Annotated in this window: 11 protein-coding genes, 3 tRNA genes and 1 pseudogene; 1 reads left to right on the top strand and 14 read right to left on the bottom strand. The window is 54.4% G+C overall.

Features of this window, described 5'->3' with window-relative positions:
- Positions 1–2: 2 nt before the first annotated feature.
- From ACJJI5_RS05655 to ubiM, 14 genes are all read right to left on the bottom strand, one after another.
- Positions 3–971, bottom strand: a complete 969-nt coding sequence (locus ACJJI5_RS05655) for a zinc transporter ZntB (RefSeq protein WP_445355755.1) — start codon at positions 969–971, stop codon at positions 3–5.
- A gap of 51 nt (positions 972–1,022) precedes the next feature.
- Positions 1,023–1,427 carry a GFA family protein gene (locus ACJJI5_RS05650; protein WP_445355754.1) on the bottom strand — a complete coding sequence of 135 codons (405 nt, stop codon included), beginning with the start codon at positions 1,425–1,427 and terminating at the stop codon, positions 1,023–1,025.
- Complete coding sequence (locus ACJJI5_RS05645; RefSeq protein WP_413663183.1) at positions 1,420–2,070, bottom strand: hypothetical protein; 651 nt, start codon at positions 2,068–2,070, stop codon at positions 1,420–1,422. Before ACJJI5_RS05645 ends, ACJJI5_RS05650 begins: the two co-directional genes overlap by 8 nt.
- 114 nt (positions 2,071–2,184) lie before the next feature.
- Positions 2,185–4,308, bottom strand: coding sequence for a polyribonucleotide nucleotidyltransferase (pnp, locus tag ACJJI5_RS05640; protein ID WP_444918105.1), 2,124 nt, complete (start codon positions 4,306–4,308; stop codon positions 2,185–2,187).
- A 263-nt stretch (positions 4,309–4,571) separates the two neighbouring features.
- Positions 4,572–4,841: a 30S ribosomal protein S15 gene (gene rpsO, locus ACJJI5_RS05635; protein ID WP_252083174.1), complete on the bottom strand. Its 270-nt coding sequence runs from the start codon at positions 4,839–4,841 to the stop codon at positions 4,572–4,574.
- Between the two features lie 146 nt (positions 4,842–4,987).
- Positions 4,988–5,929, bottom strand: a complete 942-nt coding sequence (gene truB, locus ACJJI5_RS05630) for a tRNA pseudouridine(55) synthase TruB (protein ID WP_108734360.1) — start codon at positions 5,927–5,929, stop codon at positions 4,988–4,990.
- Between the two features lie 3 nt (positions 5,930–5,932).
- A complete protein-coding gene (gene rbfA / locus ACJJI5_RS05625) occupies positions 5,933–6,331 on the bottom strand; it encodes a 30S ribosome-binding factor RbfA (protein WP_108734361.1) in 399 nt (132 codons plus the stop codon).
- An 89-nt stretch (positions 6,332–6,420) separates the two neighbouring features.
- Entirely contained in the window at positions 6,421–9,315 is a 2,895-nt protein-coding gene (gene infB / locus ACJJI5_RS05620) for a translation initiation factor IF-2 (protein WP_413663185.1), read from the bottom strand.
- A 64-nt stretch (positions 9,316–9,379) separates the two neighbouring features.
- Positions 9,380–10,882: a transcription termination factor NusA gene (gene nusA, locus ACJJI5_RS05615; RefSeq protein WP_413663186.1), complete on the bottom strand. Its 1,503-nt coding sequence runs from the start codon at positions 10,880–10,882 to the stop codon at positions 9,380–9,382.
- Between the two features lie 42 nt (positions 10,883–10,924).
- Positions 10,925–11,389: a ribosome maturation factor RimP gene (gene rimP / locus ACJJI5_RS05610; protein WP_108734364.1), complete on the bottom strand. Its 465-nt coding sequence runs from the start codon at positions 11,387–11,389 to the stop codon at positions 10,925–10,927.
- A gap of 136 nt (positions 11,390–11,525) precedes the next feature.
- Positions 11,526–11,602 (bottom strand) — tRNA-Met (locus ACJJI5_RS05605).
- Positions 11,603–11,639: 37 nt separating this feature from the next.
- Positions 11,640–11,716: transfer RNA gene (locus tag ACJJI5_RS05600), tRNA-Met, on the bottom strand.
- A gap of 38 nt (positions 11,717–11,754) precedes the next feature.
- Positions 11,755–11,831, bottom strand: a tRNA-Met gene (locus tag ACJJI5_RS05595).
- A 288-nt stretch (positions 11,832–12,119) separates the two neighbouring features.
- Positions 12,120–13,286, bottom strand: coding sequence for a 5-demethoxyubiquinol-8 5-hydroxylase UbiM (gene ubiM, locus ACJJI5_RS05590; RefSeq protein WP_445355753.1), 1,167 nt, complete (start codon positions 13,284–13,286; stop codon positions 12,120–12,122).
- Between the two features lie 194 nt (positions 13,287–13,480).
- Here ubiM and ACJJI5_RS05585 point away from each other — a divergent pair.
- A pseudogene (locus ACJJI5_RS05585) lies at positions 13,481–14,272 on the top strand (PhzF family phenazine biosynthesis protein).
- Positions 14,273–14,319: the final 47 nt, after the last annotated feature.

Here is a 14,319-nt window from a genome sequence, read left to right as displayed (position 1 = left end):
CGCTACAGCCACTTTTTCCAATAGAATAAAGCGACTTGTCCAGCCAATGCCACCACCAGCAAGATACAAAAAGCAATAAAGCCCAAGGACGACTGCCCCCAGGGAATACCGCCGACATTAATCCCAAACAATCCAGTGAGAAAGCTCAGCGGCAGAAAAACTGCTGCCACCACTGATAGTACATACATACGGCTATTCAACTGATCCGAAGTGCGACTCAACAACTCCTCCTGAGCGATTGCCGCGCGCTCCCTTACCGCATCGATATCGTCGATATGGCGCTGCAACCGATCATTTACCTCTCCCAAGAGGGCGTGGCTGTGCTCATCAAACCAGGATAGGGATTCCTGCTGCAAACGCCCGAGCACCTCCCGCTGCAGGCATAAGTAGCGTCGCAATACGATAGTTCTCTTGCGCAGCCGAACCAGTAGGGAAGAAAGCTCCGAACCTCCCTTCTCTAATAACAGGTTTTCCAGGTCATCGATTTTTTCTTCGAAGTCTTCGGCCCGATCACACATACGCAAGACCAACAGATCTGCCAGGGACATCAAAAGAGCCGCAGTTCCACGGGGACCAAAGCCACTGCGCAAGCGAGAAAGCAAGTCATCCTCTGAAAGCAACTTCCGTCGGCCGGTACTGATAATACGGTTTTCCTCGGCCCAAATGCGAATGGCGATCATATCCTTTGCGCGCGGTTTGGATTTTCGCTCAATGCCATACATAGCCAACATCAGCCCCTGATCCACAGTCATTACACAGGGGCGTGTTGTCTTTGCAGACAGGGTCTCTATCGCCGTAGCTGTGAGTCCACTATCCTGTTGCAGCCACTCGACGGTGTTGGTGCTGTCGTAGTCAAAATGCAACCAGAGAACTCCCTGATCAGGTTGCCAGGATTTCACCTCTGCCCAGGAAAGCTCTCGGCCCGAGCCTTTGCGATCGAGTAAGACAGCGTAGACCAGACCAGTTTCCATAGGCTCTCATATCACCTGATATTGATTGGAGCATCACTTTCTTTGCGCGACTTATTTACTGAGATGGGCCAGCTCTGCGGCGTTCTGCTCCCAGTTTTGACCATCGAAAGGTTCGACCTCCAAGTCTCCGGGTCTCTCATCAAAACAGCGCGCATTAAGACTATAGCCATCCGGGTTGGAGCGCGGCACATAAAAAGACTTAACGCCGCAATGGCGACAAAACAGGTGCTTGGCCACTCCCGTATTAAACGTATAACAATCCAGGTCTTTTTCCCCAGACTCCAGCTTAAAGTTTTCAGCGGGAATAATGACGTGCAGAAAACCCACTTTCTCACACATCGAGCAATTGCACGCATGGGCTACCAGTTTCTCCCCTGAGTCACGCTCGTGCCGCGCCCGATAACGAATAGCGCCACAGTGGCAACCTCCGCGAAGTTCAGTAGTAACTTTACTCATTTGAATTATTGTCCTTTTCAAATAACGGGCGGGCAGCCAACAGTGAAAACAGCGAAAGGCCCAGCAGCAGATGGAACCAGTTTGTACGTGCCAAGCCCAGCACCCGCGGAGCGCCAGTACCCACAAACAAACCATCCATTGCAATGACTACTGCCCCTGCCCCCAGTAACAAAGGACCCGGTGGCGATAGTCGTCGCGGTGACATCAATTCCATCATTGCAACCCACAACCACAATAGAAGCCCCAGGGCGGAAAATACCTCTGTCACTTCCTGCGGCGATAACCTGCCACTTTCCGAGACGCCAATAGACGAGGCCAATACCAGCACCAGCACTACATAAGCGGGTCCCCGGGTACTCTGTCCAATACCTATCTCGAAACGTGCCCAAACCAACCCTATTCCAATTAGCAACAGCGAACTAAACCCGGATAGTTGCAGTAAAGCCCGGTGTAATTGGGTTGCCCCGGGATCAATACCGTAGCGATAGGCACCGACAATCGCGGAGACAGCGATAAATAGAAGACCCGCCATCACCAAGAGTGCAGCTGATTGGAAGCGAGCATTGGTAAGACGCCAGTACTGATTGGCAATCAGCAGTGCGGCGAGGGTGAGGAGAATGTCGATCAGCCAGAAGTTGTCCAATGTTTTGCCCTTTTTTTCCAGAATTCTAATAGAAAACCGGTAATAAGCGACAATTCTGCTTCGGCAGATACAAAAAAACCCGGCTTAAAAGCCGGGTTTTTTCAGTCCGTAGACTTAAGCTTCGTCGGAAGCTTGCTTGGCTTCTTCAGCGGCAGCTGCGTCGGCCTTGGCTTCCTTGATAGAAAGCTTGATACGTCCACGCTGGTCAACGTCGAGTACTTTAACCTTAATCTTCTCACCTTCACTCAGGTAATCAGTTACGGCATTTACGCGCTCTTCAGCGATCTGGGAGATATGCACCAGACCGTCTTTGCCCGGCAGGAAGTTAACGAACGCACCGAAGTCTACGATACGTACCACGGTACCTTCGTAGATAGCGCCAATCTCAGCTTCCGCAGTGATCTCCTCGATGCGGGTTACCGCCGCTTCCAGGCTCTCACCGTCTTCACCGAAGACTTTGATAGTGCCGTCATCTTCGATATCAATGGAGGCGCCGGTCTCTTCAGTGATGGAGCGGATAGTCGCACCGCCCTTACCGATCACGTCGCGGATCTTGTCCGGATGGATCTTCAGGGTCGCGTAGCGCGGTGCGTTCTCATTCACGGTGGTACGGGAAGAGTCGATCACCTTGTTCATTTCCGCGAGGATGTGCAGACGCGCATGCAGAGCCTGCTCCAGAGCGGTCTCCATGATCTCTTCGGTAATACCTTCGATCTTGATGTCCATCTGCAGCGCGGTCACACCAGAGGCGGTACCCGCTACTTTGAAGTCCATATCGCCGAGATGGTCTTCGTCACCGAGGATATCGGTCAGAACCGCATAGCCTTCGTCTTCTTTCACCAGGCCCATAGCGATACCGGCTACCGGTGCCTTCAGCGGAACACCCGCATCCATCAGCGCCAGGCTGGAACCACATACGGAAGCCATGGAGCTGGAACCGTTGGATTCAGTGATCTCGGAAACCACGCGCACGGTGTAGGGGAAGCTGTCCGGGCTCGGCAGAACTGCAGCGATACCGCGACGAGCAAGGCGACCGTGGCCGATTTCGCGACGACCGGTAGCACCTACACGACCCGCTTCACCTACAGAGTAGGGAGGGAAGTTGTAGTGCAACATAAAGTAGTCTTTGCGCTCACCTTCCAGGGCGTCGATGATCTGTGCATCGCCAGTGGAACCGAGGGTAGCCACTACCAGAGCCTGGGTCTCACCACGGGTGAACAGCGCAGAGCCGTGGGACTTGGGCAGAGCGCCAACTTCCACAGCGATCGAACGTACAGTTTTGCTGTCGCGACCGTCGATACGGGGCTCGCCACGTACTACAGCGCCGCGCACCAGCTTCTTCTCCAGCTTGCCGAAGTAGCTTTTTACCAGATCGGCGCTAATTTCTTCAGTAGCCAGGGCTTCAGCGGCTTCGCTGCGCAGTTCCGCCAGGCGGGTGCTGCGCTCTTGCTTGTTGGTGATGCGGTAGGCTTCGGCAACCTTCTCGCCAAACTGAGCGTCCAGGGCAGCTTTCAGCTCGGTGTTTTCCGCCGGAGCCTGCCAGTCCCACTGGGGCTTGCCCGCTTCCGCTTTCAGCTCTTCACAAACCTTGATAATGGCCTGCATTTCCTGGTGTGCGTAGAGTACGGCACCCAGCATGATGTCTTCCGGCAGCTCCTGGGCTTCGGACTCCACCATCAGTACGGCGTCTTTGGTACCGGCAACGACCATGTCCAGCTCGGAGGTCTTCAGAGCTTCGTAGCCCGGGTTCAGCAGGTAGCCGTCTTGCTGGGTGTAACCCACGCGCGCAGCACCGATTGGGCCTGCGAAAGGAATACCGGAAACAGACAGCGCTGCGGAAGTGCCGATCATGGCAGCGATATCCGGGTCCATGTCCTTCTCAGCGGAGAGAACAGTACACATCACCTGAACTTCGTTCATAAAGCCGTTCGGGAACAGCGGGCGGATCGGGCGATCGATCAGACGGGAAGTCAGGGTTTCTTTTTCAGACGGGCGGCCTTCACGCTTGAAGAAACCACCGGGAATTTTGCCAGCCGCGTAGGCTTTTTCTTGATAGTGCACGGACAACGGGAAGAAGCCCTGATCTGGCTTGGCTTCTTTAGCGCCGACAACAGTACACAGGACAACAGTCTCTCCCATGCTAACCAGGGCAGCACCGGTAGCCTGGCGCGCGATACGGCCGGTCTCGATGGTGACTTGGTGTTGTCCGTATTGGAAAGTTTTGCTTACTGGATTCACTAGTTTTTTTCCTATTTCCTTACGGTTACTGGCCCATTCCAGTAACCCCTACAGTGGTTGCCTGGATAGAAGTTCCAAACCTTCAATCCAGAGCGATACGGGGATGTACCGCTACCGACCCGGGTGGCCGGTGCAAACGCAGCACATCCGCCGGGATATTTGTCCCTGGGGTTGTGTTGCGAAACTGCCGAAAAGTGACAACAGCGCCACTTTTCAGCAAGCATTAAAGAAGAAAGCCCGCCAGAGGCGGGCATTCCAGGGTCTTAGCGACGCAGGCCGAGCTTAGCGATCAGCTGTGCGTAACGGTTCAGATCCTTGCGCTTCAGGTAGTCCAGCAGCTTGCGACGCTGGTTTACCATGCGGATCAGACCACGGCGAGAGTGGTGATCCTGCTTGTGCGCAGAGAAGTGACCCTGCAGTTTGTTGATGTTGGCAGTCAGCAGGGCTACCTGGACTTCCGGAGAACCGGTGTCGCCTTCAGATTGACCGTGCTCTTTCAGGATTGCTGCTTTTTCTACTGCAGACAGTGCCATAACGATTAACCTCGTCGTAATATGCTTTAAAAGATTCGGCTGGCCCGTGCATATTTACAGACCAGCTACTCACTGTTGTGGACTTAGTCCACTGCAATACTCTCACATCAACCGCTATCGGCTCTCACCAATATAGCGTTTTCTGCTTAAGTACTACTTACCAGACGCCGAGGCGCTACGCACCCGTCGTCAGTAATTTCTCCTACGCCCAGAAAATCGCCATTTTCCAGGAAGAGGCGCACCATATCACCTTCTTCACCGATACGGTAGACCTGCAAATCCATTACCGGCTGCCCCTGACGCACATAGTAACCAGACTCGTCCGGAAGGGTGAGTTTGGGCAGCGAGGAGGCAGGAGAATCCACCGATAACAGGTGGTGATCCAACTCCTCCGCCATGCCCTCACCGCGCTCCGCGGTGAGCTCATCCAGAGTCACTGAATCGGCCTCGACGTAGGGACCGGCTGCGCTGCGGTGCAACTCTTCCACATAGGCACCGACACCCAGGGCCTGGCCCAGGTCTTCGGCAATACTGCGAATATAAGTGCCCTTGGAGCAGTGAACCTCAACTTCTGCACGGGGCTGGGCGCCCGGTGTAAAGCTCAGCAGTTCAAATTCAAAAATCTCTACTTCCCGCGCCTCGCGCTCCACTTCCAAGCCCTGGCGCGCCAACTTATACAGCGGCTGCCCCTTGTGCTTGAGGGCCGAGTACATGGACGGCACTTGCTTGATGGGACCGCGAAAGGCTTCCATCGCTTTCAGCACAGCTTCTTCGGTCAAACCGGAAGCATCTTTAGTTTCCAGTACATCGCCATCGGCATCGCCACTAGCAGTGGTCATGCCGAAAACAAAAGTACTGCGATAGCGCTTGTCCGCATCGAGCAGGTACTGGGAAAACTTGGTCGCTTCGCCGAAACAGATCGGCAATACGCCGGTTGCCAGGGGGTCCAGCGCTCCGGTGTGACCGGCGCGATTGGCGAAAAAGAGTCGTTTGGCTTTTTGCAGGGCGTCGTTGGCGGTAATCCCGGCGGGCTTGTTCAATAACAGCACGCCGTGAACCGGCCGGCCCCATTTTGGTCTGCGGCCCATGGATTAATCTTCGTTGGAGTCGCTATCGTCGTCTTGGTGTTTGCGATCTTCTTTAACCGCCTTGTCGATCAGGGCAGACAGCGCCTGGCCGCGCACCGAGGTCTCATCGTAGCGGAAGTGCAAACGGGGAATAGTGCGAATCTGGATTGCGCGCGCAAGCTGCGTGCGCAAAAAGCCGGCGGCTTTATTCAGCACTTCGATAGAGGTATTAATTTTGCTGCGATCATCCTCACCCACCAGGGTGACAAAAACTTTAGCAACGGTTAGGTCGCGGCTGACTTCAACATCATTGACGTTGATCATACCCAGGCGAGGATCGCGAATCTCGTGTTGGATCAGCTGGGCCAGCTCGCGGCGCATGGCGTCGGCGACGCGGTCTGCGCGATGAAATTCTCTTGCCATTGTTTACCTATTGAGAATGGCGGTTTAAAGACAGGAAAACCCGCACGGCTAGGCCGCGCGGGTTTATCCTCGATCCGCTGCGGAACTCCTTAGAGTTCGCGAGCAACCTTAACGATATCGTAAACTTCGATCTGGTCACCGGACTTAACGTCGTTGTAGTCCTTAACCCCGATACCACACTCCATGCCGTTGCGCACATCTTGCACATCGTCTTTGAAGCGACGCAGGGATTCCAGTTCGCCCTGATAGATCACAACGTTGTCGCGCAGTACGCGGATCGGCTTGTTGCGGTAGACGGTACCTTCAGTAACCATACAACCGGCAATGGCGCCAAACTTCGGTGAGCGGAACACATCGCGAACCTGGGCAATACCCACGATCTCTTCGCGTATTTCCGGATCAAGCATACCGGACAGTGCCTGCTTCACTTCGTCGAGCAGGTTGTAGATCACGCTGTAGTAACGAATCTCTACGCCTTCTGTCTCAGCAACCTTTCGGGCAGCCACATCAGCACGGGTGTTGAAGCCCAGAACGATAGCGCCGGAGGTCAGGGCCAGGTTGATATCGTTCTCGGCGATACCACCTACACCGCTGGACACGACGTTGACAGAGACTTCTTCGTTGCCGATATCCGCCAGTGCGCCCAGGATAGCTTCCAGGGAGCCGCGAACGTCCGCTTTGATAACAACCGGCAGTACTTTGCGCTCGCCGGCTTCCATGTTCGCAAACATGTTTTCCAGCTTGGCCGCCTGCTGGCGCTGCATGCGCTCACGACGCTCTTTATCACCGCGCTGTTCAGCTACTTCACGAGCTCTGCGCTCATCCGCAACCACCATGAACTCGTCACCAGCGTTGGGTGTGGTGTCCAGACCCAGCAGCTCAACCGGAGTTGAAGGGCCAGCTTCTTTAACCTGCTTGCCCAGCTCGTTGGTCATGGCGCGAACACGGCCGTAGCTCTGGCCTGCCAGTACGATATCGCCGCGCTTCAGCTCGCCGTTCTGTACCAGCAGGGTCGCCACAACACCGCGACCTTTTTCCAGGCGGGATTCGATCACAACACCTGTTGCCGGTACCTTGACCTTGGCCTTCAGCTCCAGCATCTCTGCTTGCAGAGAAATCGCTTCCAGCAGGTCGTCGATGCCTTCACCAGTGTGTGCAGACACATTGATAAACTGGGTATCACCGCCCCAGTCTTCAGGAATTACATCTTTCGCAGCCAGCTCGTTTTTAACACGATCGGGATCGGCAGCTTCTTTATCGCACTTGTTGATTGCAACAACCAGCGGTACACCGGCAGCGCGGGCGTGGTTCACAGCTTCTTCGGTCTGCGGCATCACACCGTCGTCAGCAGCCACTACCAGGATAACTACGTCAGTTGCCTGGGCCCCACGGGCGCGCATTGCGGTAAAGGCGGCGTGTCCCGGGGTATCCAGGAAAGCGATCTCGCCCTGGCTGGTTTTCACACGGTAAGCACCGATGTGCTGGGTAATACCACCGGCCTCACCGGAAGCCACCTTGGTCTTACGGATGTAGTCCAGCAGGGAGGTTTTACCGTGGTCAACGTGACCCATAACGGTAACTACCGGTGCGCGGGACACCTCAGTGCCTTCACTGGCCTGGGTCTCGGCAACCAGCGCTTCCTCCAGCTCGCTTTCAGAGCGGAATACCACCTTGTGGCCCATCTCTTCGATGATCAGCTGCGCAGTTTCACGGTCCAGGCTCTGGTTGATAGTAACCATCTCGCCCATTTTCATCAGGCGCTTGATCAGGTCACCGGCTTTCACATTCATCTGTTTGGCCAGCTCGCCAACAGTGATGGTTTCGCCCAACTGTACTTCGTACACCTGCTTCTCCGTGGGCCTTTTAAAGCCGTGCGTAGGTTTAACCTTCAAGGTCGGACGAGACAGGGAGCGCGTGCTGCGCTTGGATGCTTCGTCTTCCTCAAATACTTCCAGCGCCTGTTCGTACAGAGCGGTTTTGCTGGATTTTTTCGGGCCGGACTTGGAGCGGCGACCGCGACGCTTACGCGGTTCATCCTCAGAGCGATCAGCTTCAGCGGGGGCAGTGGATGCTGCCTCCAGCTTGCGACGCAGAGCTGGCTTGACCTCAGAGGTCTTCTCAGCACTTTTTGCCGGTGCTGGCTTAGCCTTGGCTGTCTGTGCAGCTTGCGCAGCTTTCTCTTTCTTTTCCTGGGCTGCGCGTCGGTCAGCTTCTACTTTAGCTTTCTTCTCTTCAAGTTCACGCTTTTCCTGCTCAGCCTGCTGCTTGCGACGCTCCATCGCGGCAATTCGCATTGCCTCGATATCGTCTGAGTAGCTTGAGCGGATTGGTGCGGCGGGCTCTGCCTTTTTCACTACGTTTTCCGCGGTCTTATCCTCTGATTTAGCCGCATCTTGATCGGCTTTTACTTCATTGCTTGCTTTCGCTTCGGCTTCAGCCTTGGCTTTTGCTTCTGCTTCGGCCTTGGCTTTCGCTTCGGCTTCAGCCTTGGCTTTCGCCTCGGCTTCGGCTTTGGCTAGCGCCTCTTCTTCCGCCGCTAGGCGTGCAGCTTCTGCCTCGGCTTCTACGCGAGCGCGTTCGGCTTCGGCCTCCAGTCTTTCCTGCTCATTTTGCAGGGCATCGACTGCCGCTTCCTGCTCGGGGCTGCTCGATTCTTCGCCTGCCGCTACGGTTTCAAGCTCAGCTTGAGGGCGCTTCACATAAGTGCGCTTCTTGCGCACTTCCACATTCACAGTCTTGCGGCCGGTGCCAGAGCCAGTCTTCAGCGTGCTTGTGGTTTTGCGCTTCAAGGTGATCTTGCGCGGCGCGGCGCCCTGCTCCCCGTGACTGCTTTTCAGGAAACTGAGCAAGACCTGCTTTTCCTCGTCTGACACCACTGCATCCACAGAGGTGTGAGGCAAACCCGCTTCTTTCATCTGCTTGAGCAGACGGTCTTCGGTGGCACCAACCGATTTGGCGAGTTCACTAACTGTTACTTCGGCCATTCTCTCTCCTAAAAGTCACTTGGTCGGAGGGGGTTACTTATACGTAAGTTATTTTTCGCTGCATTTAAGCTTCTTCGCCGCTGTCATCGGCAAACCAGGGCTCACGCGCCTTCATAATCAGCGCTGCAGCGCGCTCCTGGTCGAGACCTTCGATATCCAGCAGGTCATCGACAGCCTGCTCTGCCAGGTCTTCCATCGTGGAAATACCACGGCTGGCCAGTTGGAATGCCAGCTGGCGCTCCATACCGTCCATATTCAAAAGGTCTTCCTGGGGCTCAGATGCATCCAGCTTCTCTTCAGATGCCAGCGCTTGGGTCAACAGGGTGTCCTTGGCGCGGGCGCGCAGCTCCTCAGCGATATCCTCATCGAAGCCCTCAATTGCGAGCATCTCTTCGATGGGTACATAAGCTACTTCTTCAAGAGAGGCAAAGCCCTCTTCAACCAGCACACCGGCAACGTCTTCATCGATATCCAGGCGATCCATAAACACCTGCATGATGGAGCTGGACTCGGCTTCCTGCTTGCTCTGCCACTCATCACTGCTCATGACATTGATCTGCCACTGGGTCAGCTCGGAGGCCAAGCGTACATTCTGGCCGCTGCGGCCGATAGCCATTGCGAGGTTTTCCTCTGCCACGGCTACATCCATAGAACCGGTGTCTTCGTCGACCACGATGGATTCAATTTCTGCTGGCGCCATCGCATTGATAACGAACTGAGCAGGGTTTTCGTCCCACAGAACGATATCTACACGCTCACCAGACAGTTCGTTGGAAACCGCTTGAACACGCGCGCCACGCATACCCACACAGGCACCCACCGGGTCGATGCGACCGTCGTTGGTATTTACAGCGATTTTTGCACGCAGACCGGGATCGCGGGCCGCGCCTTTAATTTCGATTACCTGCTCGGAAATTTCCGGCACTTCAATGCGGAACAATTCGACAATCATTTCCGGGCAGGAGCGGCTCAGCATCAGCTGGGGGCCGCGGGCTTCCGGTTGGATTTCCAACAGGATTGCGCGCACGCGATCGCCGAGTCGGAAAATTTCGCGGCCAACCAGCTGATCGCGGGGCAGACGCGCTTCGGCGTTATTACCCAGGTCTACAGCGATAAAGTCGCGAGTCACCTTCTTCACCGTGCCGCTAACCATCTCGCCGACGCGATCGCGGTACTCGTCTACAACCTTGGCGCGCTCGGCTTCACGTACCTTTTGTACGATGACCTGCTTTGCGGTCTGTGCAGCGATACGGCCAAATTCTACATTTTCCACCTGCTCGCGGAAAACATCACCTGCTTTCAGGTCAGCATCTTTTTCGTGAGCTTCTTCCAGGGTGAACTGGGTACCCAACTCAGCCAAGACTTCATCACCGACCACTTCCCAGCTGCGGAAAGTCTCGTAATCGCCTGAACGACGATCAATGATAACCTCAATGGTTGAATCTTCGTCGTAGCGCTTCTTCGTGGCCGTTGCCAATGCCGCTTCGATGGCCTGGAAAATAATCTCCTGGTCAACGCCCTTCTCGTTGGATACCGCCTCGGCTACCAGCAAGATCTCTTTGTTCATGCAACTGTGCCTCAAAATCGCCTGAGCTCAGGCTCCTACAGGTTATTTGGTAAATTGGGGAATGATATTTGCTTTTTCGATACTGTCGATCGGCAAAAGGTATTCGTTTTCACTATCTACACGCAGAACCACTTCATCACCCTCTACACCGGCCAGCAGTCCGCGCCACTTACGCTGCCCATCCAGAGGCATACGCAGGCGAACTTCAATCTGGGCGCCGATAAAGCGCTCGTACTGGGCCAGCTTATAAAGAGGGCGGTCGAGCCCTGGGGAAGAGACTTCAAGTGTGTACTTACTACTGATGGGATCTTCCACATCCAGTACAGCACTGGATTGGCGGCTCACTTTCTCGCAATCCTCAACGGAAATACCGTTTTCGGAGTCGATATAAATGCGCAGCAGCGCGTTGCGACCGTGGGTTTGGTACTCAATACCCCACAACTCACACCCCAGCGATGCCACCACCGGCGCCAGAAGCTCTTCCAGCAATTCGCGTTTGCTCGCCATTCTCGTCACCACATACAAAAAATGGGCCTACGGCCCACTTCGAAAAATATCTGCAACTTTTCTTGCAGATACGAAAAAGCCCCTGACGGGGCTTTGACCGCACATTCGCGCAGTCAGTGTGCACGAATGCAAAATTTGGTAGCGGGGGCAGGATTTGAACCTACGACCTTCGGGTTATGAGCCCGACGAGCTACCAGGCTGCTCCACCCCGCAACAACGAAAGCGCAATCAAAGTTTCCCTAAGGAAAGTTGGTAGCGGGGGCAGGATTTGAACCTACGACCTTCGGGTTATGAGCCCGACGAGCTACCAGGCTGCTCCACCCCGCAACAACAAAAGCGCAATCAAATTTTTCCCTAAGGAAAATTGGTAGCGGGGGCAGGATTTGAACCTACGACCTTCGGGTTATGAGCCCGACGAGCTACCAGGCTGCTCCACCCCGCAACAACTCCAAGAAACAAAGCCTGGTTGATCTTTGTTTCCCTGCGGCGGGACCAGCCCAACCACTCAAGAGGCTGCGCATTCTATTGGTGCTGACCCGGTGAGTCAAGCCGTAATTGGCATTTGTTTTCACCGAGGGGGTAAAGCCGTCTCTACCATCTCGAAAATCAGTATAGAAAAGGAAGAAAATCCCGCAAGCAGACCACCTTCATATACCGTCTTCTTTCTTGCACATGTACTTTTTATAAAAAGAACGAAGAGTAAAACTCTCTTAACAAGCCTCTGAATAAGCTAGCGAGTTAACTGGTGCACTATTGCTTTTCGAATTGGGGGAAAGCGATCACTGACTCGCAACACCATTTTGCGCAGCAACTTGGCCGGCAGGCGATCGTCAGTAAACAAATCCACCACCCTATTAGTTCCAGAGTAAATCGGCTTGGATTCAACCCGGTGCAGCATCTGGTAACGGGCCAGGGCCCGAGTCAGCTTGGCCGGGTTATATAGACGGCTAACACTATCCAGTTGACGGGCCAAAGTATCCGCACCGGCCAAGCCCAAATTAAATCCATGTGCGGTCACTGGATGCATCCCCACAGCGGCATCTCCCACCAAGGCAAAGCGCTCAGCGAAAAAGTGATGTGCGTATACCGCAACCAATGGATAACAGTGGCGCTCACCAAAAGCTTCGACACCGCCGAGCTGGGACGCGCTTTCGCGGGATACGTGCCCGGCAAACTCTTCATTACCCATCGCCATAATCTGGGCAGAGAGACTGGCGGGAACAGTAACCACGGCCGATGAAATATTTGCCTTGGGCAAAGGTAACAGCGCCAGTGTCGAGCCGTAGCGGAAACACTCCCGGGCAATACCATCGTGGGGTAATTCGGTGCGTACAGGGCCGACAATCGCCACTCGGCCAAAGTCGCGCATATCGGCGCCAATTCCCGCCATGCGTCGCACTTCAGAAAAACGGCTGTCGGCTGCAACCACCAGGGAAGCGCGCACGCCCTCCCCCTCTGCCAGTTCAAGATGACGCATGGCGCCACTCAATGTCATCCCGGTAACGGTCGAGTTATCGAGCAGCGTTATATTCTCAGTCTCCAAAACTGTCTCATATAAGATTCGCCGGATTGCAGAGTTGGAGACAATAAAACCCAGAGGCCCCCTCTCTCCCGGGCTAAAGTGGAGTGTCGAAGGGGAATTGCCGTCGACTACTTCGGCAGCATTTAGCGGGCTAATCTCTTCCGGGGATAATCTCTGCCAAGCCCCCAGTTCTTGCAGCAGCTTGTAGGATTTATGTGTCAGAGCAATCTCGCGGCCATCATCAACGGGAGCGGACAGCGCCGACTTATCCTGGCGCTCAATAATTGCCACCTGACACCCTTTGCGGGCGAGCATCACCGCCAAGGAAAGTCCCGCCGGTCCAGCACCTACGATAGCTACATCGGACTCCGTCATTTTCACACCCCTGATTTGCACGCAACAAATACAAGTCACTCTAGTGACTCACATCCGGGATAAACTGATCCAGATCAGGTTAAAGCCAATCCCAAGCCGCTCTACAGAGGTATAAATTGGTGAACTTTAGGGGTATAAAATATCACGCCCGCCACCAGCGCTTCTGAAAAACTGGAGCACCATGGAGTTCAAATATGGAACTTAAAATTCATTTCATTAACGCCTTTACCGACAAAGTCTTTCACGGAAATTCAGCCGGAGTTGTTGTTACTGAGGATTGGCTGGATGAAAATTTAATGCAGTCCATCGCTGCAGAAAATAATCTTTCCGAAACCGCGTTTCTGGTAAAACGCCCGGATACCAGTTATGGAATTCGCTGGTTTTCACCGTTAACGGAAATTGATTTTTGTGGTCATGCCACCCTGGCGTCAGCCCATGTTCTTTTTTCTCAAGACCCTCAATGCGAGCAACTCCAGCTCCATGCGGCCGCTGTGGGCAAAATGACAATAAGCCGAGGGGAAAATAGAATTATTTCCATGGACTTCCCACGAAGGGAGCCACAACCCATAGATCGCATACCGCCAGAATTACTGGAGGGGCTTTCAATAACACCAAGTCAAGCGTTACTTAACAACCAAGCTTACTTTGCCATCTAAAATAGTGAGCGAGAAGTATTGGATGTACAGCAGGATGCGAGCAGCCTGCGAAAGCTCGCCCCCTACGATGTGGTCGTCACGGCAAAATCCGATAAGTACGATTTTATCTCCCGATATTTCTGGCCATCCAATGGTGGTGCCGAAGATCCGGTGACCGGTTCTATTCACACAGGGCTCGCCCCTTACTGGTCACAAATTCTGGATAAGAAAGAGCTGATCGCCTATCAAGCCTCCAAGCGCGGCGGCCTGCTGAATTGCACCATCACCGGGGACAGAGTCATTATCTCAGGCAAAGCAGTACCCTATTTGAGCGGGACCATACGGGTTTGATACCCCGAAAATCCGCCGGGATTTCCAAAATAAATCACAATTTCCCC

This window comes from Microbulbifer maximicatervae (SeqCode), assembly GCF_052467955.1.
This window is presented reverse-complemented; position numbering and strand designations above follow the sequence as displayed.